Here is a 25998-nt window from a genome sequence, read left to right as displayed (position 1 = left end):
GCGGCAGGTTTCCCCACCGCCCCCGATCCTTGTCAGATGCGCCGATCAGCGCCCCAAAGACCACCAGCCTCGACGCTTGGGCTTTGATGGGTCATCGGCCTCGGCTTCAGCGGTCGCTTGCTCGGGGTCGGGCACCACCTCGGCCACGGCGACCTCGGCAATGCCAGGATCGGGCTGCAACACGGGCGCGGCCTCGGCCACAACCGGTTGCGGCGCAGGCGCAGCTTCCGGCTCGGGCGCTGGCGCAGGCTCAGCCGCAACGGGCGCGGCCACTGGTGCCTCGGCCCCGTCGGGCGCGGTTTGCGCGACAGCTTCGGCTGCCACAGCCTCATCCGCCTTGGCCTTGCCCTTGGGGGCGGCCTTTGGCTTGGCCGTGCGGCTGCGCGGCGCGCGCTTGGGCTTTTCGGCAACCACGTCCTCGGCCGCGGCCTCTGCTACGGCTTCGGCAGCAGGCACCTCAGGCGTTTCGGTTTCGGTTGCGGCCACAGGCTCGGCCTTCTTGCGGCTGCGCGACCGGCTGCGCTTGGGCTTTTCCTCGGCTGCGGGTTCGGTTGCGGCAACTGGGGCCTCGGCTTCGGCAGGCTCTGCCACCTTGGCCACGGTGTCGGCCTGTGCGTCGTCGCCATCCGACTCGTCGCCCTCGTCGCCATCATCCGACCCATCGGCCTGATCGCCTTGGGCCCCATTGGCCCCGCCACCCTTGCGCCGACGCCGACGCCGGCGCTTTTTCTTGCCATTGCCCTGGTTGTCCGACTTGGCCTCATTCGCCTCATCGCCCTGAACGTCACCCTCATCGCTGTCTTCGGCCTCGTCGGCCTCGTCCATCGGGATGTCGTCCTCGTCTTCCTCGGCCACAGGGGCGCCCATCAGGCCAGCATGGCCCGAGATCACGGCACTGGGCTCTGGCACCATGCGGGTGGCAGTCTTGAACTTTTCAATCGAGTAATCGGGGCTGATCAGCGTCGGGTCCGCCTCCATCCGCACGGCCATGCCATAGCGGGCCTCGATCAGCGCAATATGCTCGCGCTTGTGGTTGAACAGATAGTTGATGATCCCGATCGGGGCCTTCAACAACACCTCGCGTGACCGCTTGCGCGTGCCTTCTTCCTCCAGCGCGCGCAGAATGGTCAGCGCCATGCTGTCGTCGCTGCGGATCAGGCCCGTGCCGTGGCAATGCGGGCAGGGCTGGGTCGTCGATTCCAGCATGCCGGGGCGCAGGCGCTGACGGCTCATCTCCAACAGGCCAAAGCCCGAGATACGGCCCACCTGAATCCGCGCGCGGTCGGTTTTCAGCTTGTCTTTCAACCGCTTCTCGACCGTGGCGTTGTTGCGCCGTTCTTCCATGTCGATAAAGTCGATCACGATCAGACCGGCAAGGTCACGCAGGCGCAACTGCCGGGCAATCTCTTCGGCGGCCTCGACGTTGGTCTTCAGCGCGGTTTCCTCGATCGAGCCTTCCTTGGTGGCCCGGCCCGAGTTCACGTCAATCGCCACCAGCGCCTCGGTCACACCGATCACGATGTAACCGCCCGATTTCAGCTGAACCACCGGGTTGAACATGCCCCCCAGATAGCTTTCCACCTGATAGCGCGCGAACAGCGGCATGCTGTCATGATAGGGCTGCACCGCCTTGGCATGCGACGGCATGATCATCTTCATAAAGTCCTTGGCGACGCGATAGCCTTCGGCGCCTTCCACCAGAACTTCATCAATCTCTCGGTTATACAGATCGCGGATCGAGCGTTTGATCAGATTGCCTTCCTCATAGATCGGGGCAGGGGCAATGGATTTCAGCGTCAATTCGCGGATCTGTTCCCACAGCCGCATCAGATATTCATAATCGCGCCGGATCTCGGCCTTGGTGCGCTTGGCACCCGCGGTGCGGATGATCAGGCCAGCACCTTCCGGCACCTCGATCTCGCCCGCGATTTCCTTCAGCTTCTTGCGGTCGGCGGCATTGGTGATCTTGCGGCTGATGCCACCGCCCCGCGCGGTGTTGGGCATCAACACGCAATAGCGGCCCGCCAGCGACAGATAGGTGGTCAGGGCCGCGCCCTTGTTGCCACGTTCTTCCTTGACGACTTGCACCAGCATGATCTGGCGCACTTTGATCACTTCTTGAATCTTGTAGCGGCGCGCGCGCGGCTTGCGCGGCTGGCTGATTTCCTCGGCCACATCTTCTTCGGCCACCGATTCAATCTCGTCATCGGTGTCGCTGGCATGGTCCATCGCGCGATAGGGCGCATCGCCATTGTCATCGGCGGATGTATCCGTGGCAGCAGCCTTGGGGGCGGCGTCTTCGACCAACCCGTCGGCGGCGCTGTCCTCCTCACCCAGATCCACCACATCCATGCCCGACGGGCCCGAAGTGGTGGCGTCATTGTCCTTTACCGCTTCGGCTGCGGCAGCGGGTTTGGGCTTGCGGCGCGGTTTGCGACGGTTGTCCTCGTCATCCTCGGCCTGCGCCAAGGCGCGTTCCTCATCCAGCAGGGCTTTGCGATCTGCCACCGGAATCTGATAATAATCGGGGTGAATTTCGGCAAAAGCCAGAAATCCATGCCGGTTCCCACCATAATCGACAAAGGCCGCCTGAAGCGAAGGCTCCACGCGGGTGACTTTGGCAAGATAGATATTTCCGGCAAGCTGTCGTTTATTCAGGGTCTCGAAATCGAATTCTTCGACCTTGTTTCCGTCAACCACCACAACCCGAGTTTCCTCGGCATGGGTGGCGTCGATAAGCATTTTCTTAGCCATATTGGTCCATTGCGCCTGCAATGCCCAAAGCCCCCCGGCGGACCAGAGGGGTTTTGATACGAATGAAGGCGTCTTGTTCGGGCGGCGGCGCGCAGACGGCAAGCGCCGGTCAAGCCTTTCAGGCTGACCTCGGCTTGCAGATTTTCAGTCGCGCGCATCATCGCAGTTACATCAGGGGGCTTGCGACCCCCCACCTTGAAAAGCCCGTTCCTTGCGGTGACCGGGCAATGACAACAGCCCTTTCGGGCCGATCCGGCTGCCAAGCACGGGTCGCGGTTGATCGCGCCATCCATGAAAGACAGAGAATTTCTGTGCACAGGGCCCTCACCCGGTGCATCCCAAAACCCTAGCGGCAAAGCGCCGCCAAGGGCAATGGGCAATTTTACATCTCTGTGATCAGTATTTTCCCGGCACATACAGCTCGGGCGGCAAGACGGCGCGTTCATAATCGGGGTTGAACACGCGCTCGGGCAGGCTGATGTCCTCATGCGCGACGGGCGCATAGGGGATCTGGCCCAGCAAATGGTCGATGCAATTCAGCCGCGCCCGCTTTTTGTCGTTGCCTTCCACGATATACCACGGGGCCTCGGGTATATTGGTGCGGTGCAGCATTTCTTCCTTGGCCTTGGTGTATAATTCCCACCGAACCCGGCTTTGCAGATCCATCGGCGACAGCTTCCACTGCTTCATCGGGTCATGGATGCGCATCAAGAACCGCATCTGCTGTTCTTCATCGGTGATCGAGAACCAGTATTTCACCAGAATGATCCCCGACCGCACCAACATCCGTTCAAATTCCGGCACGTCGTTGAAAAACTGGCTGACCTGAGCTTCCGTGGCAAAGCCCATCACCCGCTCGACGCCCGCGCGGTTGTACCAGCTGCGGTCGAACAGCACGATCTCGCCCCCCGCTGGCAGATGCGGAACATAGCGCTGGAAATACCACTGTGTCTTTTCGCGGTCAGACGGCGCGGGCAGGGCCACCACCCGAACAACCCGCGGGTTCAACCGCTGGGTGATGCGCTTGATCACGCCGCCCTTGCCGGCACTGTCACGGCCCTCGAACAGCACCACCACCTTTTTCTGGTGATGCTGAACCCAGTCCTGCAACTTGATCAGTTCCGATTGCAGCCGGATCAGGGCGCGAAAATAGTCGGCACGCTGGATCGTATCGGGATGGCTGCGCTTGTAAACCTTGGCGATTTCCAGCGAAAGCTGGGCATCTTCCAGCTCCAGCTCATAATCCTCGTCCAGCGTGTCGGCCAGTTCGGCCTCCAGCCAATCCATCGCCATGCCGTTGTCTTGCGCTGTCACGATACCCTCATCGGTGCTGCCGTGCCCCGTCATAGCAAACGGCATGTAACAGCAGCACGACAGCCCAAGGCTTGCAGCGGTCAGACGTAATCTTGCCGTTGCAACCCGTATTTCGCCATCTTTTCATTCAGCGTGCGGCGCGGCAGGCACAATTCATCCATCACCGCCACGATGCTGCCCTTGTGGCGGCGCATCGTGTTGTCGATCAGCATTTTCTCAAAGCTTTCGACATATTCCTTCAACGGCTTACCCTCGGTCGTCATCGCCGGGCCGGTCGCCTCATTGTCGGCCATCAGCAACGACGCGATCGAGCCTGATCCCCGCCGGTTCTGCAACACCGCCCGTTCGGCGATATTCACCAATTGCCGCACATTGCCGGGCCAGGGGGCCTGCAACAGTTGCGCGGCCTCTTGCGCTGTCACCTGCGGGGCGTCACAGCCATATTCCTCGGCAAAGCCTTCGCTCATCCGGGTGAACAGCGTCAGAATATCCTCGCCCCGCGACCGCAACGGCGGGCACAGAATCGTCATCGCGCCAAGGCGGTAAAACAGATCCGAACGCAGGATATCTTCCAGCGTCTTGTCCTGTGCATGCTCGTTGCAGATCGCGATGATCCGCGTCTCGGGCGGGGTGCCCTGTTCGTTGATAAAGGTCAGCAGCCGCGCCTGCAGCGGGTTGGGCAGGGCCTCGATGTCTTCCAGACACAAGGTGCCACCGCGGGCTTCCTCTACCAGCGGAATGGCCCCGTCTTCGGCCGGGCCAAACAGCTTGGCCGCCAACTGGTCTTCGGACCAGGCCGCGCAAGACACCGTCAGAAACCGTTTCGAGGCCCGCGGCCCCACCGCATGCAGCGCATGGGCCACCAGCGTCTTGCCGGTGCCGGTTTCGCCGTCAATCAGCACATGGCTGTCGGCTTGCCCCAGATCCAGAATATCCTCGCGCAAACGCTCCATCGCCGGGCTGGCCCCGATCAGCTTTTTCATCAAAACCGACCCATCGGCCAGTTCCTTGCGCAAGGCCCGGCTGTCCAGCGTCAGCCGCCGGGCCTGCGTCGCGCGCTTGGCCAGTTCGGTCATCCGGTCGGGGTTGAACGGCTTTTCCAGAAAATCATAGGCCCCAACCCGCATCGCCTCGACCGCCATCGGCACATCGCCATGCCCGGTGATCATGATCACGGGCAGGCCCGAGTCCATGCTCATCAACCGTTTCAGAAAGGCCATGCCATCCATTCCCGGCATCTTGATGTCACTGACGACAACCCCGGCAAAATCGGCCCCGATGCCCTTCAACGCCTCTTCGGCGCTGGCATAGGTTTCGGTATCAAATCCCGACAGGGCCAGCCATTGGCTGATGGATTGCCGCATATCGGCCTCGTCATCGACGATGGCCACTTTCATTGCGCGCGACATGAACACCTCATTCCGCTGCTTGTTGTTCCTGGGGTGCCCCGATCAGGGGCAATTGCATCTCAAACACCGCGCCGCCGCCTTCGGCATTGCGCGCGGTCAACCGCCCCCCCAACTCGCCCACGATCCCGGACGAGATGGCAAGGCCAAGCCCCACCCCTTCGCCGGGTTTCTTGGTCGTGTAGAAAGGCTCGAACAGATTCTCCAGATCGGTGATGCCGGTGCCATTGTCCCGCACCGTCAGCACCGCCGTTTCGCCCTGCGACAGCAACAGGTCGATCTGCGGGCTGGGTTTGTCTTTCGTCGCATCCACCGCATTGCGCAACAGGTTGATGATCACCTGTTCCAGCCGGATACGGTCGGCCATCACCAACACCGGCTGGCGGGGCAGGGTGCGGGTGATCTTGATCACCCGGCTTTTCAACGTCGGCTCCATCATCGACAGGGCCGAGCTGACCGCCTGCTTCATGTCCACCGGCTCAAACGCCTCGCCGCCCTTGCGGGCATAGGATTTCAACTGCCGCGTGATCGCGCCCATCCGCTCGATCAGATCGTCGATCCGCTGAAACGAGGACAGCGCCTCTTCAGGACGGCGGCGCTGCAACAGCAGCCGCGCGCCCGCCAGATAGGTCTTCATCGCGGCCAGCGGCTGGTTCAACTCATGGCTGACCGCAGCCGACATCTCGCCCAAAGCCGCCAGCTTGGACGATTGCGCCAGGGTCAGTTCCGCCACCGCCAAATCCTTCTGCACCTTTTCCCGCTCGGCAATCTCGCGCTGCAAACGTGCGTTCAGCAGCCGCAGTTCCGCAGATTCGCGCTGAAAGCTTAAGGATTGTGACCATGCCCGGCGCGACAGCACATAAAAGGTCAGCGCCAGCAGAATGGCAAAGCCCATGATCTCCAGCGCCAGCACGCCATTCACCCGCTCGCGCACCGAATCATAGGCGGTAAAGGTGATCATCCGCCACCCGCGAAACGGCACCCGCGCCTCGGTCTTCATCACCGCCTGGCCCTGCACATAGGCATCTGGCGGGTGCTGCGCCCAATCGGCCGTGGCCTGCAAGGCCCGGCCCAGCGGCGACAGCGGCTCACGCACGGCCAGGGCTTCGGCCACCGGCACCCCGCGCCATTGCGGCGTGGTCGCCAGAATGACCGTGCCTTCGCTGTCGGTCACCAGCACCGCATCCTGAAACGCGGCCCAGGCCCGTTCATATTTCATCAGATCAACCGAAACCGCGATGATCCCGGCGGCCTTGCCATCAATCTGGATCGACCGGGAATAGGTGAAATCATATCCCCCCGACTCACGCCGCTCGGCCGAAAACACCGTATCCTTGGCCCGCAGCGCATCGACATAAAACGCCGATGTGCGGAAATTCATGCCCAACTGGTTGCGATTGGTCGCCCCAACCACCCGGCCTTCGCGGTCCAGCAGCATGATCGAGGCCACACCGATTTCCGATTGCACCTTGATCAGACGCTGCGAAGTCGCGCTGAAATTGCCCGATTTCAGGCTTTCATTCAGGGTCGGGTCGCCCGAGAGCAGCAATGGCACCACCGAGGTGCGCTGCAATTCCGAAATCATATTGCCTGAATACAAGGCCAGACGCAGTTCGGTGCGGTTCCGCGTCGTCTCGGTGAAACGCTCGGTCAGCCAGCGGTTGGTCACCAACACCACCGCAATCGCCACCACCACCAGACTGGTGATAATGACCTTGATCCGCCAGGACACCACCTGTGCAGAAACACCATCCCTGATCTGATCGCTGTTCGTGTCGCTCATGGCCCCAATCCTGATGGCCCGAGTCTAGGCGCGGGGCTGGCCCTCCTCAAGCCGATGCGGCTCAGGCAAGCGCCATCCCGCCCATCAGGCTGGCAAACAGCACCGTGCCATCGGTTCCACCATGAACAGGGTCCGCCGCCCGCTCGGGATGCGGCATCATACCCAGAACCCGACGGTTCTCGGACAAGACCCCGGCAATATCCGCCACCGACCCGTTCGGGTTGCCAAGATAGGTAAAGGCCACCCGATCTTCGCCCTGCAACCGGGCCAGACCTTCGGCATCAATGGTGTAATTGCCGTCATGATGCGCAATCGGCACCAGAATTTCCTGGCCCTTGCCATATTGGTTGGTAAAGGCGCATTGCGTGGTTTCCACCCGCAGGGCCTGACGCTTGCAGGCAAATTTCAATCCGGCATTGCGCATCAGCGCACCCGGCAGCAGGCCCATCTCGGTCAGCACCTGAAACCCGTTGCAAATGCCGATCACATAGCCACCCTTGGCCGCATGGTCCTTGACCGCTGCGCCAATCGGCGACTGGGCGGCAATCGCACCACAGCGCAGATAGTCGCCAAAGCTAAAGCCCCCCGGCACCCCGACCACATCCACGCCATGCGGCAGGGCACTGTCCTTGTGCCAGACCCGCGTCACGCTGAAACCAGCGGCCTCAAAGGCGACGGCAAGGTCACGGTCGCAATTCGACCCGGGGAAGGTGATGACGGCGGCTTTCATGGGGCGCACTCCGGCTGGCAGCGATGGCGGCGGCATAGCGCAAACCGCGCCCCGCCGCCAGCCTGCAGTTGCCAAAAAAGCGGCGCCGCCCTAACGCGCCTGATGATGGCGCAAGACAAACACCCGAATGGCCGAGGCCAAACCCTCATCCCCCGCCCGCGCCGCATCGATCTCGGCCGCCAGCGCATTCACCGCCACATTCTTCGCCTTGGCAATCTCGCAAAACGCCTCCCAAAAGGCAGTCTCCAGCGAAACGCTGGTGCGGTGGCCGTGCAGGGTCAGCGAGTGCTTGATGGGGCGTGCGGTCATCGCGCAACCATAGCCGGGCAACAGGGCGCTGGCAAAATCCTTCGCAGGATTTTGCAAATCTTTTCGAAAAGATTTGCCTGTCCCGGCCGTGTCAGTCCAGCACATGCACCGGTTGGCGGTTGCAGAAAATCACGAATTGTCCGGCATTCTCGATGGCGCGAAAGCCGCGGCGGCGCACTTCATACAAGAACCGGTCGCGGCCGATCAACCGTTCCACATCGCCCACCTTGCGGCGGATGATGCCGCCTTCGGCCACGCTTCTGGCGGAAAACATCTGCACAAACCAACGGTCGGGCGTGACCACACGCGGCAGGTCTGACATTGCGCACCTCTTGGCGCACCTCCTGATCGCGCCAGACTGGCCGATCAGCGTAAACGCGGGGTTAATCCGGCTTGTCGCTCTCGTCTGCCCCGGCAGCCCCCGTCTCGCGCCGATGGCCGTCCAGCTTGCGCGCGGCCTGTTCGGCCTCGGCCTCGGTCAGGCTGCGTTCGGCGCGGCTGCGGCCGAATTTCGCGGCATTGGCATCGGCCGACTTGCGGGCGGCCGCGCGGGCCGCCTGCTTTTTCACGGTGCGAAGATTGATGATCTCCGCCATCTGCCTCAGCCTTTCGGGCTGATCATGTCTTCGGGCCGCACCACGCGGTCAAAGGTTTCGCCATCGACAAAGCCCAAGGCAATCGCCTCTTCGCGCAGCGTCGTGCCGTTCTTATGGGCCGTCTTGGCAACTTTGGTGGCATTGTCATAGCCGATGGTCGGCGCCAGTGCCGTCACCAGCATCAGCGATTCCTTCATCAGCTTGTCGATCCGCGCCACATTGGCCTGCGTGCCGACCACCATGTTGTCAGTGAACGAACTGGCCGCATCGCCCAAAAGCTGCATGCTTTGCAGCACGTTATAGCTCATCATCGGGTTATAGACGTTCAGCTCGAAATGCCCCTGCGATCCGGCAAAGCCCACGGCTGCGTCATTGCCCATCACATGGGCGCAAACCATGGTCAGCGCCTCGGCCTGGGTCGGGTTCACCTTGCCCGGCATGATCGACGATCCCGGCTCATTCTCCGGCAGGATCAATTCGCCAAGGCCCGACCGTGGACCCGACCCCAACAGGCGCATGTCATTGGCGATCTTGAACAAAGACCCGGCCACGGTTTTCAGCGCGCCCGAGAACATCACCATCGCATCATGCGCGGCAAGGGCCTCGAACTTGTTGGGCGCGGTAACAAAGGGCAGGCCGGTGATCGCCGCGATCTCTGCCGCCACCTTTTCGGCAAAGCCCACCCGCGTGTTCAACCCGGTGCCCACCGCCGTGCCGCCCTGCGCCAGCTCATAGATATCGGGCAGGCACATCTCGACGCGGCGAATCCCTTGGGCCACCTGATGCGCATAGCCGCCAAATTCCTGCCCCAGGGTCAGGGGGGTGGCATCCTGCGTATGGGTGCGGCCGATCTTGATGATATCCTTGAACTCGTCCGATTTGGCCGCCAGCGCACCATGCAGCTTGCGCAGGCCCGGCAACAGCACATCGCGGGCCAACATGCCGATCGCCACATGCATCGCGGTGGGGAAGGTGTCGTTCGACGACTGGCCCATGTTGCAATGGTCATTCGGATGAACCGGCTTCTTGCTGCCCATCACCCCGCCCATCATCTCGATGGCGCGGTTTGAAATCACCTCATTGGCATTCATGTTCGACTGGGTGCCCGACCCGGTCTGCCAGACCACCAGCGGAAAGTTGTCGTCGAACTTGCCGTCGATCACCTCTTGCGCGGCAGCCTGAATGGCCTTCGACAGCGCCGGGTCCAGATCGCCAAAGCCTTCGTTCACCAGGGCCGCCGCCTTCTTGATCACCCCCAGCGCGCGGATGATCGGCACTGGCTGACGCTCCCACCCGATGGGGAAGTTGATGATCGAGCGTTGGGTCTGCGCGCCCCAATACTTGTCGGCAGGAACGTCAAGCGGGCCAAAGCTGTCGGTTTCGGTGCGGGTCGCGGACATGGGGTGCAAGCCTCCTGATTTTTCTCGGCCCGTTCCTAAGGCGGATCGGGCCTGAAATCAATCGGCATACAGTTGCATACCGCGACCATGCTGTCGCATCCGCCTATTGCTTGCGAAATTTGTCCAGGCTGACCACATCGGCGGCGCGCTGGGGCGGCGGCTCGTCGTCGCCATCATCGCCCTCATCGTCTGACAGGTCTTCGTCCTCGTCGTCTTCCTCGTCCTCGGCATGGCTTTCAAAGCGCAGGCCGAATTCCACCGATGGGTCAACAAAGGTGCGCAAGGCGTCAAAGGGAATGATCAACGGCTCGGGCTGGTTGCCGAAATTCAGCGTGATCGAAAAGCCGTCTTCGGTGACTTCAAGATTGTCGAACCAATGCTGGATCACGATCGTCATCTCGGTCGGATAGCGGGCGCGCAGCCAATCGGCCATTTCCACACCCTCGGCCGTGGTGTCAAAGGTGATAAAGAAATGATGCGCCCCGGGCAGCCCGTTGGCCGCCACATCCTCCAGCACAGACTGGATCAGCCCCCGCATCGCGCGATGCATCAGATTTCCGTAATCAATCGACCGCGCCATGTTCACCTCGTATCCAATACGGCCAGCATAGGGGATTTGCCCTCGAAGGGAAGGGGCACAACCAGCTTTCTACCCCGCTTTCTGGCCCGCTCAGATCAGCGACAGCCCCGCCGACACCCCCGCCGACAGGGCCGCCAGCGCCACCAGCACCTGCCACAGGGGCCGATGCAGCCGCAACAGCAGCACCGCGCCCAGCAGCGCCAATCCCAAGGCCGGCCAGCGCAGACTGGTCAGATCCGGAATCAACAGATGCGCCGGCCCCAGCCGCAGCAGCGCCAGATCGCCAAACAGAAAATGCAGCGCAAACCACAGCGACAAATTGGCAATCACCCCCACGACCGCCGCCATGATCGCCGCCAGCGCCCCGGCCAGACGCGGCGCCGCTGTGATCCGCTGCACATAGGGGGCGCCCAGAAAGATCCATAAAAAGCAGGGCGCAAAGGTCATCCACAGCGCCACCACAGCGCCCGCCACCGCCAGCCCCCAGCCGCCTGCTGCAAAACCCGCCATAAAGCCCACGAATTCCGTCACCAAAATCAGCGGCCCCGGCGTCGTCTCGGCCAGCCCCAGCCCGGCCATCATCTGCCCCGTGGTCAGCCAGCCCTGCACGGCCACCACCTCTTGCGTCATCCAGGCCAGCACCGCATAGGCCCCGCCAAAAGTCACCACCGCCAGCTTGGAAAAGAACCAGCCGATGTCGAACAACAGCCCGCCCTGACCCCACAACAGCCCCAGCGGCACCAGCCACACCGCCCCCCAGATCGCCAGCGTGGCAAAACTGCCCGCCCGTATCGGCGCCGGGGCCGGGGCTGTGCCAACGGCCCCGCGCGCAGCCCAGGCCCCCCACAGCCCGGCCACCAGAATGATCAGTGGAAACGGCAGGTTGAACACGAACAGCGCCAGAAAACTTGCCGCCGCAATCACCCGCGCCCCCGGCCCCCGCAACGCCTTTTTCGACACCCGGATCAGCGCCTCGATCACCACCGCGATCACCGCCGCCTGAATCCCCGTGAACAGCGCCGCCATCAGCGGCACATGGCCAAGGCCCGCATAAACCGCCGACAGGGCCAGCACCACTGCGGCCCCCGGCAGCACGAACAGCAAGCCCGCGATCACCCCGCCCAGCGTGCCCTGCAACCGCCATCCGGCCCAGGTGGCCAGTTGCATCGCCTCGGGGCCGGGCAGCAACATGCAAAACGACAGGGCCGACAGATAATCCTTCTCGCTCAGCCAGGGCCGGTCCTCCACCAATTCGCGGTGCATCAAGGCAATCTGCGCCGCAGGCCCACCAAACGACAAACAGCCGATGCGCAGAAACACCCGCGTCAGGCTGGCAAGGTCGGGCCGCGGGGCGGTCTGGTCTGTCATGGCAGGCGGGCTCCGGTCGCTTATGGGCATCCGGGTGGCGTGCCGGAATGGGCGAAACCATAGCAGGCCGACAGACCGGTGACAGCCGCAAACGCCCCGCGCGCAAAAAGGCCCCGCATTTCCTGCGGGGCCCAAGCCGCCCCATTTCCACAGGGCCTATTCAAACGAAGGCCATTTTGGCCCCCTGACCCAAAGATTCTCTCGGGTAACTCTGGTCTAGCGACTCAGGGTTACTCGGGGGTTAAAGCCCGTCAAAGGCGCACAGGGCATGCACCTCCATGCCCATGGCCTCCAGCCGCTTGCGCCCGCCCAGATCGGGCAGATCCACGACAAAGGCGCAGCCGACGATTTCCCCGCCCAACCGCTCGACCAGCCTGATCCCGGCCTCGGCCGTGCCGCCGGTGGCCAGCAGGTCATCGACCAGCAGCACCTTGTCAAAGGGCTGGATCGCATCGTCATGCACCTCGACCACCGCCTCGCCATATTCCAGCGTATAGGCTTGGGCGATGGTCTGCCCCGGCAGCTTGCCCTTTTTGCGGATCGGCACGAACCCGGTGCTCAGTTGATGCGCCACCGCGCCGCCCAGGATGAGTCCCCGCGCCTCCAGCCCCACAACCTTGTCGATCCGCATCCCCGCATAGGGGGCCAGCAACTGGTCAATGCACATGCGAAACCCGCGCGGGTCGGCAAACAGCGTGGTCACATCGCGAAACAGAATGCCCTCATGCGGGAAGTCCACGATGGTGCGGATATAGTCCTTCACGGTCTTGGCCATATTCCCCTCGGCTTGGCAATGCGCGGGGCCAAACTGGCCCGAAACCGGGGGGCGAGGCAAGGGCCGACGCAGCGGCAGGGCGCGGCATCAGGCGGTTGTGACCAGCACTCGTGTGGTGATGCGGCTGTGGTCACAGATGCACCACAGATGCACCACGGATGCACCACGCCACAATCACGGCCCTTTCAGCCCAGAACGCGCCCCGCCACGGCATCCAGCTTGGCCAGCAGTTCTGGGTCACGCTGGCTGGGGGCCGTCATGATCGCATGATCCAGCGCCCGGTCACAGCCATGCGGGCAGGGCGCACGATCAGCCCCCAACAGGCCCGGCAGCCGCGCGATCAGGTCGCGCGCATGGCCCGAATTTTTTCCCATGGTTGCAATCACTTGCGCCACATCCACCGCCGCATGGCCGGGATGCCAACAGTCAAAATCGGTGACCATCGCCACGCAGGTATAGCACATTTCAGCCTCGCGGGCGAGCTTGGCCTCGGGCATACCGGTCATCCCGATCACATCGGCCCCCCTTAGCCGATACAGCCGACTTTCGGCCAGGGTCGAGAATTGAGGCCCCTCCATCGCCATATAGGTTGCGGTTTTATGAACCTTGACCCCAACATCCTGTGCCGCCCGCAGCGCCGCCGCCCCCAGACGCGGGCAGGTGGGGTGGGCAAATCCCACATGCGCCACACAGCCCGCCCCAAAGAACGATTTTTCACGCGCAAAGCTGCGGTCAATGTATTGATCTACAATGACAAAATCGCCCGGAACATAGTCTTCACGCAACGACCCCACAGCCGAAACGGCCACAATATCGGTGCATCCCAACCGTTTCAGCGCATCAATATTGGCGCGGTAATTCACCGAACTGGGCGACTGCACATGCCCCCGCCCATGGCGCGGCAGAAACGCCATCGCCACCCCGTTCAACCGCCCCACCAGCACCTCATCCGACGGCTTGCCCCAGGGCGTTTTCACCTTGACCCAGCTGGCCCCTTCCAGCCCGTCAATCTGGTAAAGCCCCGATCCGCCGATCACACCAATCATCGTTTGCATCTGTGAAAACCCTTCTTCATCAACGGCTTGCCTATCCTTCTCCGGGGCGGGCCAGCTCAAACACCCTATCCACCGTGCTGTAATCGCGATAGCCAAGCCGGCCCACGGGGCGAAACCGCGTCACGTCAAACCGCCCGTCCACCAGACAATCATCGCGCAGATGCACGCCCGTCACCTCGCCCAGAACCAGCGTATTGTCCTGCCCCAGCAGCGGCACCAACTGCGTCACCCGGCATTCCAACGTGGCAGGGCTGCCCACAACCCGCGGGCAGGCAATCGTGTCACAGGCCGCCTTTTCCAGCCCCACAGCCGCAAATTCATCTTGCCCGCGCGGCAGCATGGCCGAGGTTGCACTCATCTGGTGCAGCATGTCTTCGGCCACGATATTCACCGCAAAAACGCCTGTTTCCCGTATGTTACGGATCGAATCCTTTTCCCCGGTCGAGGCAAACATCACCTGCGGCGGCACATAGGCGACGGCATTGAAGAACGAATAGGGGGCCAGATTGTCGCCCATCGACCCGGTGGTCGAGATCCACCCGATGGGCCGGGGCGTGACGATGGCGTTAAACGGATTATGCGGCAGGCCGTGGCCGTCTTGGGGTCGATAGAACATCCGCATCCTTTCACGATTTGCCCCTGAAACAATAGCATGTTACGGGGCGTTTCCAGCGGATTCGAGGGCTTGCGCGCGTGTATCGTCTTGAAGAAGAGACCGAAGACGACTGGTGGGAGGTCGAGGCCCTGCTTGACCTGTGCTTTGCCCCCGGTCGCACGGCGCTGTCGTCTTACCGGTTGCGCGAAGGTGTGCCGACCGTGGCCCCTTTGTGTCTGATTTTACGCGATGATTCCGGCACTTTGGCGGCGGCCATCCGGTTCTGGCCCGCCATGGTGCAGGGCCATGACATCCTGCTTTTGGGCCCCGTGGCCGTGCACCCAACCCGGCAGGGCGAGGGGTTGGGCGGCCTGTTGATCAACGAGAGTCTGGCCGAGGCCAAGCGTCTGGGCTGGGAAAGGGTGCTGCTGGTGGGCGACGCGCCCTATTACCGCCGCTTTGGCTTTCGCAAGCTGGAGGGCGTGGAAATGCCCCCGCCCACCAACCCCGACCGTGTTCTGGGGCTGGAGTTGAAGGCCGGGGCTTGGGCCGGGGTGACGGGCAAGGTGACCAAGGGCACCTGACCTATTGTTCTGCCACCATTTGCCCCCATATCTGGGGCATGGAAACGCTGCCCGCCTTACCCCAAGACCTGCCGCAGGCCGAGATTGCTCGGCTGGCGGATGCTTTCAAGCGTGCCAATGGCCCGGTGATGACCTTGGTGAACAAACTGGGCGGCAGTTTTGAAACCCAGTTGGCGATGATTCCCCCCGCCTATCGCAGCCAGATGGAACGCACGGTCGCGCTGGCCCTGTCCACCAGCTATAGCGTGGCCGGGCAGGCCGATCGTTTGCCCGATGCGGGCCCGCGGGGCCGGATGGCGGCGGCCATGGCCACGGGGGCTGCGGGTGGGGCAGGCGGCATTGCCACGGCGCTTGCCGAGTTGCCGCTGACCATCACCTTGATTTTGAACGCCATCCGGGCCGAGGCGCGGGCCGCCGGCTTTGACCCCGACGCCCCCGAAATCCGGGCAGAATGTATCCGCACATTTGGCGCGGGCAGTCCGATGGCCAGCGATGATGGCATCAACACCAGTTTTCTGTCGGCGCGTCTGACCCTGACCGGGCCTGCGGTGCAAAAGGTGATCGCCACGGTTGCGCCCAAACTGGCGGCAGTTCTGGGCCAGAAACTGGCGGCCCAGGCCGTGCCGGTGTTGGGGGCGCTGGCGGGGGCCGGGCTAAATGCGGCCTTCCTTAGTTACTACCGCGAAATGGCGCGCATCCGCTTTGCCCTGCTGCGTCTGGCGCAAAGCCACGGGGCCGACCGGGTGCTGACCGAATTCATGGCCGCCGCCGGTCAGCCGCGCCTGAAACGTGCCTAGACCGGCAGTTCGGCCAACCAGCCCATCAAGGCGTCGCGTGCGCTGTCTTCGCCCCGCTCTTGTGCCGTCATCATCACCTCTCGCGCTTGGGTTAGATCGACGCGCCGCAACAGGGCCTTGACCGGCCCGATCGAGGCAGGCCGCATCGACAAGCTGCGCAGGCCCATGGCGGCCAGGGCCAGGGCCTCGATCGGCCGCCCGGCATCTTCGCCGCAATAAGACAGCGGCGTGCCTGTTTCCGCGCACCGCTGCACGATCTGCTCGATAAAGCTGAGGAATGTGAAATTCAGCATGTCGTAGCGCCGTCGCACCCGCTCATTCTCGCGGTCGGCGGCAAAAAAGAACTGCTTCAGATCATTGCCGCCAATCGAGACGAAATCGACAAGGTCGAAAAACGCGCGGGGGGCAAAGGCAAGGCTGGGGGTTTCCAGCATGGCCCCGATTTCGATGGTTTCGGGGGTGATATGGCCCAGTGATTTTTCGCGGTGCAATTCGCGCAGCACATGGCTGCGGGCCTGCTGAAATTCGGAAAATTCCGTGATAAAGGGAAACATCACCGTCAGCGGGCGGCCATTGGCGGCGCGGATCAACGCCTGCACCTGCATGCGCAACACGCCCGGTTTATCCAGCCCCACCCGAATGGCGCGCCACCCCATGGCGGGGTTCGGCTCGTCTTGCGGTTTCATATAGGGCAGCACCTTGTCTGACCCGATATCCAAGGTGCGAAACGCCACCCGACGGCCTTGGGCGGCATCCATCACGCGGGCGTAAAGCTGGGCCAGTTCAGCGCGCCTTGGCATCTTGTTGCGCACCAGAAACTGCAATTCGGTGCGGAACAGCCCCACGCCTTCGGCGCCCGAGCCTTCGAGGCTGGGCAGATCGGCCATCAGCCCCGCATTCATATGCAGGCCGATGACCTGACCACAGGCTGTCTGGGCAGGCAGTTCGCGCAGGCTGGCATAGCGCTGTTGCGCCTCGGCCTGCATGGCGATCTTGTCGCGAAAGGCACGGGCGACGGTTTCTTCGGGCCGCAAATGGGCAATGCCCTGATCGCCATCGACCAGAATATGGTCGCCGTTCAGCGCCTCGGACGTGATGCGCCCGGCATTGATGATCAGCGGAATCGCAAGCGCCCGTGCCACCACCGCGGCATGGCTGCCGACGCTGCCTTCCTCCAGCACCACGCCTTTCAGCTTGCGGCCGTAATCCAGCAGTTCGGCGGGGCCGATGTTGCGCGCCACCAGCACGGGGTCGCTGGGCATTTCGGCACCTGTGTCGGCCCCTTGGCCCGTCAGTTGCCGCAGCAGCCGGTTTGACAGATCATCCAGATCCGACAGGCGTTCGCGCAGATAGCCGTCTTCAACCTGTTCCATCCGGGCGCGGGCGGCGGATTGTTCTTTTTCCACCGCCGCTTCGGCCGACAGGCCGCGCATGATGTCTTCTTCCATCCGCCGCAGCCAGCCGCGCGAATTGGCGAACATGCGATAGGCCTCCAGCACCTGAACCTGATCCTTGTCCAGGCTTTGGGCGGCCAGAAGATCCTCGATCGAGACGCGCAACTGCCCCACGGCCTCGCGGATGCGGTCAATTTCGGTCAGCGGATCGTCGGCCACCGGGTTGGTGACCACGACGCGGGGTTCATGCAACCAGACATGACCTTCGGCGGCGCCCTCTTGCCCGGTGCTGCCGCGAAACATCACCGGCTGGCGGTGCAGGGCGCGCATCCCCTCATCGTCCGAGGTGAAAGCCCCCAGTTCCGTCATCTCGGCCAGCACCATGGCCACGACTTCCAGCGCATACACCTCATCGTCGGAATAGCTGCGGTCGGTCTTGGATTGCACGACCAGAACGCCCAGCTTTTCACCAACGCGCTGAATGGGCACACCCAGAAAGCTGGAATAAATCTCTTCGCCCGTTTCGGGCATATAGCGAAAGCCCTTTTCGGCGGGCGCATTGGCGGTGTTCACTGCGCTGTTGGTGCGTGCCACCCGGCCCACCAGACCCTCACCCAACTTCATGCGGGTCTGGTGCACGGCTTCGGGTTTCAGGCCCTCGGTTGCACACAACTCCAGCGTCTCGGGGTCGCGGAACAGATAGATCGAGCACACTTCGGTGCCCATGGAATCTGCGATCAGATGGGTGATGCGGTCAAGCCGGTCCTGCCCCCCGCCTGTGGTGGCCAGGGTATCGCGCAAACGGCGCAGCAATTTCCGGCTTTCGCTTTCGGTCCGTTCCGGCATGGAAATTCCTGAACTTGATTTTGGGCCGCCAAATGGGCGGCGTTTTCTTCCTTAGATCACAGCCGTGTCAAAAACAAAACGTCAAGCGCGGCAGATCGGCAAGCTGTGTCATCGCGTCTCAAATGCAAACGGCCCGCCTTGCGACGGGCCGACCAAAGGCAACTGCCCGAAAATCAGGCCTTATCCAGATCGAAACAGTCGTGCAGCGCCTGCACGGCCAGTTCCATATATTTCCGGTCGATCAGGACCGAGATCTTGATTTCAGAGGTCGAGATGACCTTGATGTTGACGTTTTCGGCCGACAGCGACGAAAACATCTTGGCCGCCACCCCGGTATGGCTGCGCATGCCGATGCCAACGACCGAAACCTTGGCCACATCGGTGTCGATGATCAGATCGTCATATTTGATCTTGCCAGCGGCCTGCGCATCTTCCAACGCCTTCTTGGCGCGCTCGACCTGATTGATCGGGCAGGAAAAGGTCATATCGGTGACGGCGCCGGGATGGGCCTCGTCATAGTCCTTTTCGCTGATGTTCTGCACGATCATATCGACATTCACACCCGCATCGGCCAAGGGGCCGAAGATGGCGCTGGCGACGCCGGGGCGATCTTCGATGGTGAAGAGGGTGATCTTGGCCTCTTCGCGCGAAAAGGCGATGCCAGAGACGACTTTGGATTCCATGATTTCCTCCTCGCCACAGACGAGCGTTCCTGATTGTTCATCGGTGTCTTCGAACGACGACAGCACGCGCAGACGCACATTATAGCGCATGGCCAGTTCCACAGAACGGGTCTGCAACACCTTGGCGCCCAAGGATGCCAGTTCCAGCATCTCTTCAAAGGCGATCTTGTCCATCTTGCGCGCCTTGTCCGATACGCGCGGATCGGTCGTGTAAACGCCGTCCACATCGGTATAGATGTCGCAGCGTTCCGCATCAAAGGCCGCGGCAAAGGCAACAGCGGTGGTGTCTGACCCCCCCCGGCCCAGCGTCGTCACCCGGCCTTCGGCCGAAACGCCCTGGAACCCGGCGACCACGGCCACCTTGAACCCTTCGGCGAATTTCGCATCCAGATTGTCGCGCGGGATCGACATGAACCGGGCCGAGCCATGCGCCGAGGTGGTGTTGATCGGCACCTGCCAACCCTGCCAAGACCGGGCGGGAACGCCCATTTCCTGCAAACGCAGCGCCATCAGACCGGCTGTCACGTTTTCGCCGCTGGCCACCACGGCATCATATTCGCGGGCGTCATACAGTTTTGACGTGCCCTCGACATAGCCGACCAGCTTGTTTGTCTCACCCGACATGGCCGAGACGATGACGATCACGTCATAGCCACGCTCGACCTCTTTCTGCACCTTCTTGGCCGCATTCTCGATGCGTTCAAGATTGGCGACAGAGGTTCCGCCGAATTTCATCACCAGAAGCGGCATAAGATCCTCCCACGCCGGACGCAAATTGCGCGCGCTTTTTATGCGGCACAGCCCCCCGGCGCAAGGGCTATCGCGGCGCGGGCCTGGCCTTAATCCAGACGAAACGCCACAGGCGCCAGCGGCGGCGGCGCGACCTCGCCCAGATGCGGGGCCAGACTGATTTCGGCAATGCGGCACATCGCATCCAGCGGCAGGCCATTGCCCGTCATCGCAAAAGGATGCGCCAGTTCTTCTGTCACCTCGCCCAGACCGAAAAACGTATAGGCCACGATCAGCGTGAAGACAGGCGTCCACCACCCCGTCGCATCCAGCAGCGCCAAGGGCAGCAGCAGGCAATAAAGCCACGCAGTGCGAAACACCAGCAGGGAATAGACATAGGGCAGGGGGGTGGCCTGAATACGCTCACACCCTGCCTGCGCCAGGGCAATGCCCGACAGCCGCTGCGACAGCGTGCGCGCGCCAAAGCCATCCAGCCGGCCGGCGGCATAGTCCTGCGCCAAAAGCGCGGTCATTTCGGTCAGCGCGGTGTCGGGGCCCGCATCGGGTGGCAGGCCCGCCTTGGCGGCCCAATCCAGCGCCGCCTTGTCCTGGGTCAGCTTGCGCAACCGGGCGCGATGCAGGTGCAAAAAGGCCCGCATCAACCGCAGCAAGCGGGGGGCGTTTTCTGATGCGGGCAAAAACAGCGCCACTTCGCGCGCAAGGCTGCGCGTGTCGGCAATCAACCCGCCCCACAGCTTGCGCGCCTCCCACCAGCGGTCATAGGCGGCGTTGTTGCGAAAACCCAGAAACAGCGACAGCGCCACCCCAAACAGCGCAAAGGGCGCCGTGCCCAGATGGGCCATGGTCAGGACGTTGCGATCCACCCAGACCAGCACCGCTGACCACAGCGTGATAAAGATCAGCGTGCCCGCGATATGCGGCAAGACAGACCCGCGCATCGCCAGCAAAAGCTGCAAGACACCCGGTTTGTCGCGCACAATCATCGCAGGGCCCTATAGCGCGCGCCAGCCGATATCGCGGCGGCAAAAGCCTTCGGGCCAGTCGATGGCATCAACCATGGCATAGGCGCGGGCATGGGCCTCGGCCAAGGTGTCACCGCGCGCAGTCACATTCAGCACCCGCCCGCCATTGGCCGTAATGGCCCCATCGCGCGCTTTGGTGCCCGCATGAAACACCATCTGGGTGCTGCTTTCGGGCAGGGCGTCCAACCCGTTGATGACACTGCCCTTGGCATAATCGCCCGGATAGCCGTTCGCCGCCATCACCACCGTCAGCGCATGGTCATCGGCCCAGTTCACCTGCGCGCGGTCCAGCCGCCCTTCGGCACAGGCCAGCATCAGATCCAGCGCCTGCGCGCCAAGCCGCATCATCAGAACCTGGCATTCCGGGTCGCCAAAGCGGCAGTTGTATTCCACCAGACGCGCCTGCCCGTCCTTGATCATCAGCCCGGCATACAGCACCCCCTGATAGGGCGTGCCCCGCGCTGCCATCTCGCGGATCGTCGGCAGCACGATCTGCTCCATCGCTTGCCGTTGCAGGGCCTCGGTCAGCACCGGGGCGGGGGAATAGGCCCCCATGCCACCGGTATTGGGCCCGGTATCGCCATCACCCACCCGCTTGTGGTCTTGCGCCGTGCCGATGGGCAGGGCGTTTTCGCCATCCGACAGGATGAAAAAGCTGGCTTCTTCACCTTCCATGAATTCTTCGATCACCACCTCGGCGCCCGCGGCCCCAAAGGCCCCGCCAAAGATTTCGTCAATGCCATCAAGGGCCTGATCCAGGGTCATGCCCATGATCACGCCCTTGCCTGCCGCCAGACCATCGGCCTTGATCACGATCGGCGCGCCCATGCGCGTCACATAGGCCCGCGCTTCCGTCGCCGTGTCAAACCGTGCATAGCCCGCTGTTGGTGCGCCGCAGGCATCGCAGATTTCCTTGGTAAACCCCTTGGAGGCCTCAAGCCGCGCCGCCGCAGCCGAGGGGCCAAAGGTCACGATCCCGGCGGCCCGGGTGGCATCGGCCACACCGGCCGCCAAGGGGGCCTCGGGGCCGACGATCACGAAATCAATCGCGTTTTCGCCGCAAAATTCCACCACCGCCGCGCCATCCAGCACGTCGATGTCGGCCAGTTCTGCCACTTGCGCGATCCCGGCATTGCCCGGTGCCACGATCAGCCGGTCACATTTCGGATTCTGCTTTACCGCCCAGGCCAACGCATGTTCGCGCCCGCCACTGCCGAGGATCAGGATGTTCATGGGTGCGCCCCCTTGGCCTTGTGTCTTGCGCGTCATAAGGTCAGCCCCGCAAGGAGGCAAGCCGCATGGACATCTTCGAAGACGCATCCCCCGCAGGCAATCAGCCGGAATACACCGTTTCGGAACTTTCCGGCGCGGTCAAACGGGTGATCGAGGGCGAATTTGGCCTTGTGCGGGTGCGCGCAGAGGTGGGGCGCGTGTCGCGCCCGGCCTCGGGGCACCTTTACTTTGACCTCAAGGATGACCGCAGCGTGATTGCCGCCATCAGCTGGAAAGGTCAGGTCGCCCGCATGCAGGTGCGCCCCGAAGAGGGGATGGAGGTTGTTGTGACGGGCCGGATGACCACCTTTCCGGGCCAGTCGAAATATCAGCTGATCGTCGAGGACGTGGCCCCCGCCGGGGCAGGGGCGCTGATGGCCATGCTGGAAAAGCGCCGTGCCGCCTTGCAGGCCGAAGGTCTGTTCGATCCGGCCCGCAAACGGCCCCTGCCGTTCTTGCCGCAGGTGATCGGCGTTGTCACCTCGCCTTCGGGGGCGGTGATCCGCGATATTCTGCACCGCCTGCGCGACCGCTTTCCCCGCCATGTGCTGATCTGGCCGGTGGCGGTGCAGGGGCAGGCCTGCGCGTCCGAGGTGGCCGCCGCGATCCGGGGGTTCAATGCCATCGCCCCCGGTGGCCCGATTCCGCGCCCCGATGTGCTGATCGTGGCGCGGGGCGGCGGCTCGCTAGAGGATCTGTGGGGGTTCAACGAAGAAATCGTGGTGCGGGCGGCGGCAGAAAGCCAGATTCCGCTGATTTCCGCCGTGGGCCATGAAACCGACACCACGCTGATCGACTATGCCTCGGATCGGCGCGCGCCAACGCCGACGGCTGCGGCGGAAATGGCGGTGCCGGTGCGGCTTGACCTGCTGGCCGGGCTGGATGATCTGGGCGCGCGCCTGTCGCGGGCCTTGGCGCAGGGCATTGCCTTGCGCGGCCAACGCATGCGCGATCTGGCGCGCGCCTTGCCGCGGGTCGAGACGCTGCTGGCCACCCCGTCGCAACGGCTTGACGCCGCCACCGGCCGGCTGTCGGGGGGGCTGTCGCTGGCTGTCAGCCGCAAGCGTGGTGATTATGAACGGCGCGCAGGCCGGATGTCGCCCCAGGCGCTGCTGTCTTTGATCGCCAACCGAAGCCAGGCCCTGTCGCGGCGCGGGGATGCGGTCGAGGCGCGCCTGACCCGCAAGCTGGATCAGCAGCGCGCCCGGTTCGACAATTGGTCGTCGCGCCTTGCCCCGTCGCTGTCGCGTCTGCTGGGTGGGGCGGCGCGCGATCTTGACAAAGACCGCAAGCGCCTGACCGATGCCGGTCAGCGGCTGGACGGGCTGGCCCTGCAACGGCTTGCAGATCTGTCGGCGCGTCTGGAAACCCTGGACCGGATACGCCAGACCATGGGCCATGCCGAAACCCTGCGGCGCGGCTATGCGGTGGTGCGCGGTGATGGCGCCGTGGTCACCAGCCGGGCCGAGGCGGAAAAGGCAACGGCGCTGGAGATTGAATTTCACGACGGCAAATTGCCCGCCCTTGGTGGCAAGGCGGCTGCGCCGAAAAAAGCCAGCCCCAAACCCCCAACGCAAGGCAGCCTGTTCTAGGTTCGAAACCGTAAAGCCTTGCGCCCGTTTTATCCGGTGCAACCGCGCAGAATGTTCGAAACTGACAAAGGCTACACCCCAACCTCGGGCCCGGCACAGGCCAGCGGGGCCGGGGTTTGTGACAGTTCTGTCAGCCGCGTGCCGCCATCTTCGCCCATGAACAATGCGTTCAGCCCGTCATCCTGCCAGAACACCCAGCATTGCGGCACCGGGTCGTAATCATAGACAAAGCAGATCTGCCCCGGTTCTTCATACCAGATGCCTTCGCGGCAAATATCTTCGGTAAAGGCCCACATCACCCGCCGACCGGGCAGATATTGCTCGGCCCCGTAAACCTGCCCCTGTGATGAAAAGGTCAGCGTCTTGCCGGTGACATAGGCCTCAAACTCGGCCCCCGTCAGCGGCGTGCCCATATCCGTCTCGGCCGCGGCAAGCGCACTGGGGATCACGGCTAGGCAAAGGGCAAACCAACGCATCACGGCTCTCCTGATCATGGCGCATGCTGCCATGCTCTGCCCCATTTGGCCAGTCACCGCTGCGTCAGGTTTCCGGCGTGCCCCATCTGGCCAGCAGCGGCTTCATCCGCCGCCGCCACAGGCGCGGCAGCAAGGCCATGGCGCAGGCCACGGGCAGGGGCCAGGGCAACATCGGGGCATCTTTGTCCAGTCGCAGCGCCGGATAGGGCCGGTTGGGATGCGCGTGATGGTCGGAATGGCGGGGCGCATTCAGCATCATCGCCGAGGAAAACCAGTGCGGCGTGTTCCACGAATGCCGGTCTGCCACCGGCTCATAGCGCCCATCGGCCAGCCTGGCCCGCCGCAGCCCGTAGTGCTGCACATAATCGGCCAAGGCCATCTGCACCTGCGCATGGGCCGCCAACCCCACCCAGACCAGCGCCCCGGCCCAACCCGCAATCAGCGCACCCAAGCCCACAAAGGCCACGGCCCCCCCCAGATAGACATGATAGGGATGCACCCCGCCCCGGCCCACCCGCGCCCGCAAGGCATCCTCGGCCGCCCAACCGGCGCGAAAACTGCCCCACCACGACCGCGGCGCAAACCGCCAGAAACTGATGCCGGGGGCGGCAGAACTGGGGTCTTCGGGGGTGGCCACGGCGCGGTGATGCACCAACCGATGCGCACTGGCATGATGGCCGATCAACAGGCTGGTATAGATCGCCACCCCCAGCCGGAACAGCCAGCGGTTGCCCCGGTGGATCAACTCATGCGCGGCGGGATGCGCCACTTGCCCCATCCAATAGCCGCACCCCAGAAACAGCAGCAGCTTTTCGCCTGTGCCCAAGGCCGACGGCCCCGCCACCGCCCAGACGGCAAGCGGCATCAGCGCCAGATGCGACAGCCCCACCGCCACCAACACCACATCACCCGCAGGAAATTCGGCCCCCTCGGGCGCGTCGCCCGCCACATAGGGCACCAGCTGATCCAGCAAGATCACCAGCGCCGCCATGTAGAGAAACCCCGCCCAGACCCAAATCCCGCCCAGCCAGACCCCCGCCGCCAACAGCGGCACAGGCAAAAGGGCGGCAAGGGCAAACAGGATCAGGGGCAGCGGCTTTGCGGTCATGCGGGGGGTGTAGCATGAAATTCTGGCCGATCCATGGCAAGGCGGTGCGACAAATGCTAAAGCCCCGGTCCAGACAACAAGGGGCTGCGCATGTTCGACCTGATGTTTCGTGTGGTGGCCAGTCTGGGCCTGATCGCCGGGCTGATCTATTGGCTGGCCTACAGCTGGCGAGATGAGGATGACTGGCTGTGCAGCGTGATCAAGACCACCACTCTGGCGCCCTTGGCCCTGTTCTGGCTTGTCACCTCCTATCTGGGGCAAGACCCGGTCTGGATCATGGCGCTGGGCCTTGGGTTCGGAGTGCTGGGCGATTTCTGCCTGTCGCGCCCCGGCCCGCGCGCCTTTCTGGCCGGGATGGCGGCCTTTGGCATCGGGCATCTGATCTATGCCGCCGCCCTGATCGCGCGGGGGGCAGAGCTTGGGTTTGATGGTGTCGCGGGCCTGGAGTTCTGGGCCGCCGTTGCCCTTGTGGCCCTGGTGGTGTCCACCGAAATCTGGCTCGCCCCCCGCACCGGGGCGCTGCGTTGGCCGGTGCGGGCCTATGTGGTTCTGATCGCCGCCATGGGCGTTGCGGCCATTTTGGTGCCGGCCAATCCCGGCACGGCCGAACTGCGCCTTGGTGCGGCCTTGTTCATCGCCTCCGATCTGTTTCTGGCCGTGCGGATGTTCGTCTTGCAGCGCGAAACCCCGCGCCGCCTGCTGGGGGCCGTGCTTTGGCCCGCCTATGTGCTGGGGCAATTCTTGCTGTTTTTCGGCAGCGTTCTGTTCTGGACTTTCCCCCAAGCCTAGCCCGCCAAGGGGCGCGGCCC

General features: G+C 63.4%; 24 protein-coding genes. 4 read left to right on the top strand and 20 right to left on the bottom strand.

All coding sequences use genetic code 11. The annotated features are described in order from the left end of the window. Positions 1-45: 45 nt before the first annotated feature. The 14 genes from V3C85_RS03250 to V3C85_RS03185 form a co-directional block, all read right to left on the bottom strand. Positions 46-2754 (bottom strand): Rne/Rng family ribonuclease, encoded by a 2709-nt coding sequence (locus V3C85_RS03250; protein ID WP_331793649.1) that lies wholly within the window; start codon positions 2752-2754, stop codon positions 46-48. 396 nt (positions 2755-3150) lie between these two features. Further along, positions 3151-4047 (bottom strand): polyphosphate kinase 2, encoded by an 897-nt coding sequence (gene ppk2, locus V3C85_RS03245; protein ID WP_331793873.1) that lies wholly within the window; start codon positions 4045-4047, stop codon positions 3151-3153. Positions 4048-4148: 101 nt separating this feature from the next. Beyond that, positions 4149-5477 (bottom strand): sigma-54-dependent transcriptional regulator, encoded by a 1329-nt coding sequence (locus V3C85_RS03240; RefSeq protein WP_331793648.1) that lies wholly within the window; start codon positions 5475-5477, stop codon positions 4149-4151. Between the two features lie 7 nt (positions 5478-5484). Next, entirely contained in the window at positions 5485-7257 is a 1773-nt protein-coding gene (locus V3C85_RS03235) for a sensor histidine kinase (RefSeq protein ID WP_331793647.1), read from the bottom strand. Positions 7258-7318: 61 nt separating this feature from the next. Next, entirely contained in the window at positions 7319-7987 is a 669-nt protein-coding gene (purQ, locus tag V3C85_RS03230; protein WP_331793646.1) for a phosphoribosylformylglycinamidine synthase subunit PurQ, read from the bottom strand. Positions 7988-8077: 90 nt separating this feature from the next. Next, positions 8078-8296, bottom strand: a complete 219-nt coding sequence (locus tag V3C85_RS03225; RefSeq protein ID WP_331793645.1) for a ribbon-helix-helix domain-containing protein — start codon at positions 8294-8296, stop codon at positions 8078-8080. A gap of 91 nt (positions 8297-8387) precedes the next feature. Continuing rightward, positions 8388-8618, bottom strand: a complete 231-nt coding sequence (locus V3C85_RS03220) for an N-(5'-phosphoribosyl)anthranilate isomerase (protein ID WP_331793644.1) — start codon at positions 8616-8618, stop codon at positions 8388-8390. A 61-nt stretch (positions 8619-8679) separates the two neighbouring features. Continuing rightward, positions 8680-8892, bottom strand: coding sequence for a DUF4169 family protein (locus V3C85_RS03215; protein WP_331793643.1), 213 nt, complete (start codon positions 8890-8892; stop codon positions 8680-8682). Positions 8893-8897: 5 nt separating this feature from the next. Beyond that, positions 8898-10292, bottom strand: a complete 1395-nt coding sequence (gene fumC / locus V3C85_RS03210) for a class II fumarate hydratase (protein ID WP_331793642.1) — start codon at positions 10290-10292, stop codon at positions 8898-8900. Positions 10293-10395: 103 nt separating this feature from the next. Further along, positions 10396-10872 (bottom strand): SspB family protein, encoded by a 477-nt coding sequence (locus tag V3C85_RS03205; RefSeq protein ID WP_331793641.1) that lies wholly within the window; start codon positions 10870-10872, stop codon positions 10396-10398. Positions 10873-10962: 90 nt separating this feature from the next. Further along, the gene (gene chrA, locus V3C85_RS03200) at positions 10963-12240 is read right to left on the bottom strand and encodes a chromate efflux transporter (RefSeq protein ID WP_331793640.1); all 1278 of its coding nucleotides are present in this window, start codon (positions 12238-12240) and stop codon (positions 10963-10965) included. Between the two features lie 241 nt (positions 12241-12481). Beyond that, positions 12482-13015 carry an adenine phosphoribosyltransferase gene (locus V3C85_RS03195; protein WP_331793639.1) on the bottom strand — a complete coding sequence of 178 codons (534 nt, stop codon included), beginning with the start codon at positions 13013-13015 and terminating at the stop codon, positions 12482-12484. A 185-nt stretch (positions 13016-13200) separates the two neighbouring features. Next, positions 13201-14070: an S-methyl-5'-thioadenosine phosphorylase gene (locus V3C85_RS03190; protein ID WP_331793638.1), complete on the bottom strand. Its 870-nt coding sequence runs from the start codon at positions 14068-14070 to the stop codon at positions 13201-13203. Between the two features lie 31 nt (positions 14071-14101). Further along, positions 14102-14686, bottom strand: a complete 585-nt coding sequence (locus V3C85_RS03185; RefSeq protein WP_331793637.1) for a flavin reductase family protein — start codon at positions 14684-14686, stop codon at positions 14102-14104. Positions 14687-14763: 77 nt separating this feature from the next. On the opposite strand from V3C85_RS03185, the gene V3C85_RS03180 reads away from it, so the two are divergent. Then, positions 14764-15249 (top strand): GNAT family N-acetyltransferase, encoded by a 486-nt coding sequence (locus tag V3C85_RS03180; protein ID WP_331793636.1) that lies wholly within the window; start codon positions 14764-14766, stop codon positions 15247-15249. A 38-nt stretch (positions 15250-15287) separates the two neighbouring features. Further along, positions 15288-16046 carry an EcsC family protein gene (locus V3C85_RS03175; RefSeq protein ID WP_331793635.1) on the top strand — a complete coding sequence of 253 codons (759 nt, stop codon included), beginning with the start codon at positions 15288-15290 and terminating at the stop codon, positions 16044-16046. Here the strand turns inward: V3C85_RS03175 and ptsP are convergent. The 4 genes from ptsP to purD all read right to left on the bottom strand — a co-directional run bounded on the left by ptsP (position 16043) and on the right by purD (position 21974). Next, a complete protein-coding gene (gene ptsP, locus V3C85_RS03170) occupies positions 16043-18286 on the bottom strand; it encodes a phosphoenolpyruvate--protein phosphotransferase (protein WP_331793634.1) in 2244 nt (747 codons plus the stop codon). The two genes, V3C85_RS03175 and ptsP, sit on opposite strands and share 4 nt — an antisense overlap. A 173-nt stretch (positions 18287-18459) precedes the next feature. After that, the gene (locus V3C85_RS03165) at positions 18460-19719 is read right to left on the bottom strand and encodes an aspartate kinase (protein ID WP_331793633.1); all 1260 of its coding nucleotides are present in this window, start codon (positions 19717-19719) and stop codon (positions 18460-18462) included. Positions 19720-19808: 89 nt separating this feature from the next. Then, on the bottom strand, positions 19809-20702 hold the full coding sequence (locus V3C85_RS03160) for a bestrophin family protein (RefSeq protein ID WP_331793632.1): 894 nt from the start codon (positions 20700-20702) through the stop codon (positions 19809-19811). Positions 20703-20711: 9 nt separating this feature from the next. Next, on the bottom strand, positions 20712-21974 hold the full coding sequence (gene purD / locus V3C85_RS03155; RefSeq protein ID WP_331793631.1) for a phosphoribosylamine--glycine ligase: 1263 nt from the start codon (positions 21972-21974) through the stop codon (positions 20712-20714). 65 nt (positions 21975-22039) lie between these two features. Here purD and xseA point away from each other — a divergent pair, with 65 nt between their 5' ends. After that, entirely contained in the window at positions 22040-23605 is a 1566-nt protein-coding gene (gene xseA, locus V3C85_RS03150; RefSeq protein ID WP_331793630.1) for an exodeoxyribonuclease VII large subunit, read from the top strand. Between the two features lie 71 nt (positions 23606-23676). Here xseA and V3C85_RS03145 read toward each other — a convergent pair whose 3' ends face one another. Then, entirely contained in the window at positions 23677-24081 is a 405-nt protein-coding gene (locus V3C85_RS03145) for a hypothetical protein (RefSeq protein ID WP_331793629.1), read from the bottom strand. Between the two features lie 64 nt (positions 24082-24145). Next, positions 24146-25189, bottom strand: coding sequence for an alkane 1-monooxygenase (locus V3C85_RS03140; RefSeq protein ID WP_331793628.1), 1044 nt, complete (start codon positions 25187-25189; stop codon positions 24146-24148). A gap of 90 nt (positions 25190-25279) precedes the next feature. On the opposite strand from V3C85_RS03140, the gene V3C85_RS03135 reads away from it, so the two are divergent. Next, positions 25280-25978, top strand: coding sequence for a lysoplasmalogenase (locus V3C85_RS03135; RefSeq protein WP_331793627.1), 699 nt, complete (start codon positions 25280-25282; stop codon positions 25976-25978). Positions 25979-25998: the final 20 nt, after the last annotated feature.

Origin of the sequence: Pseudotabrizicola sp. L79 (genome assembly GCF_036553525.1) — a bacterium.
Lineage (GTDB): Bacteria > Pseudomonadota > Alphaproteobacteria > Rhodobacterales > Rhodobacteraceae > Pseudotabrizicola.
This window is presented reverse-complemented; position numbering and strand designations above follow the sequence as displayed.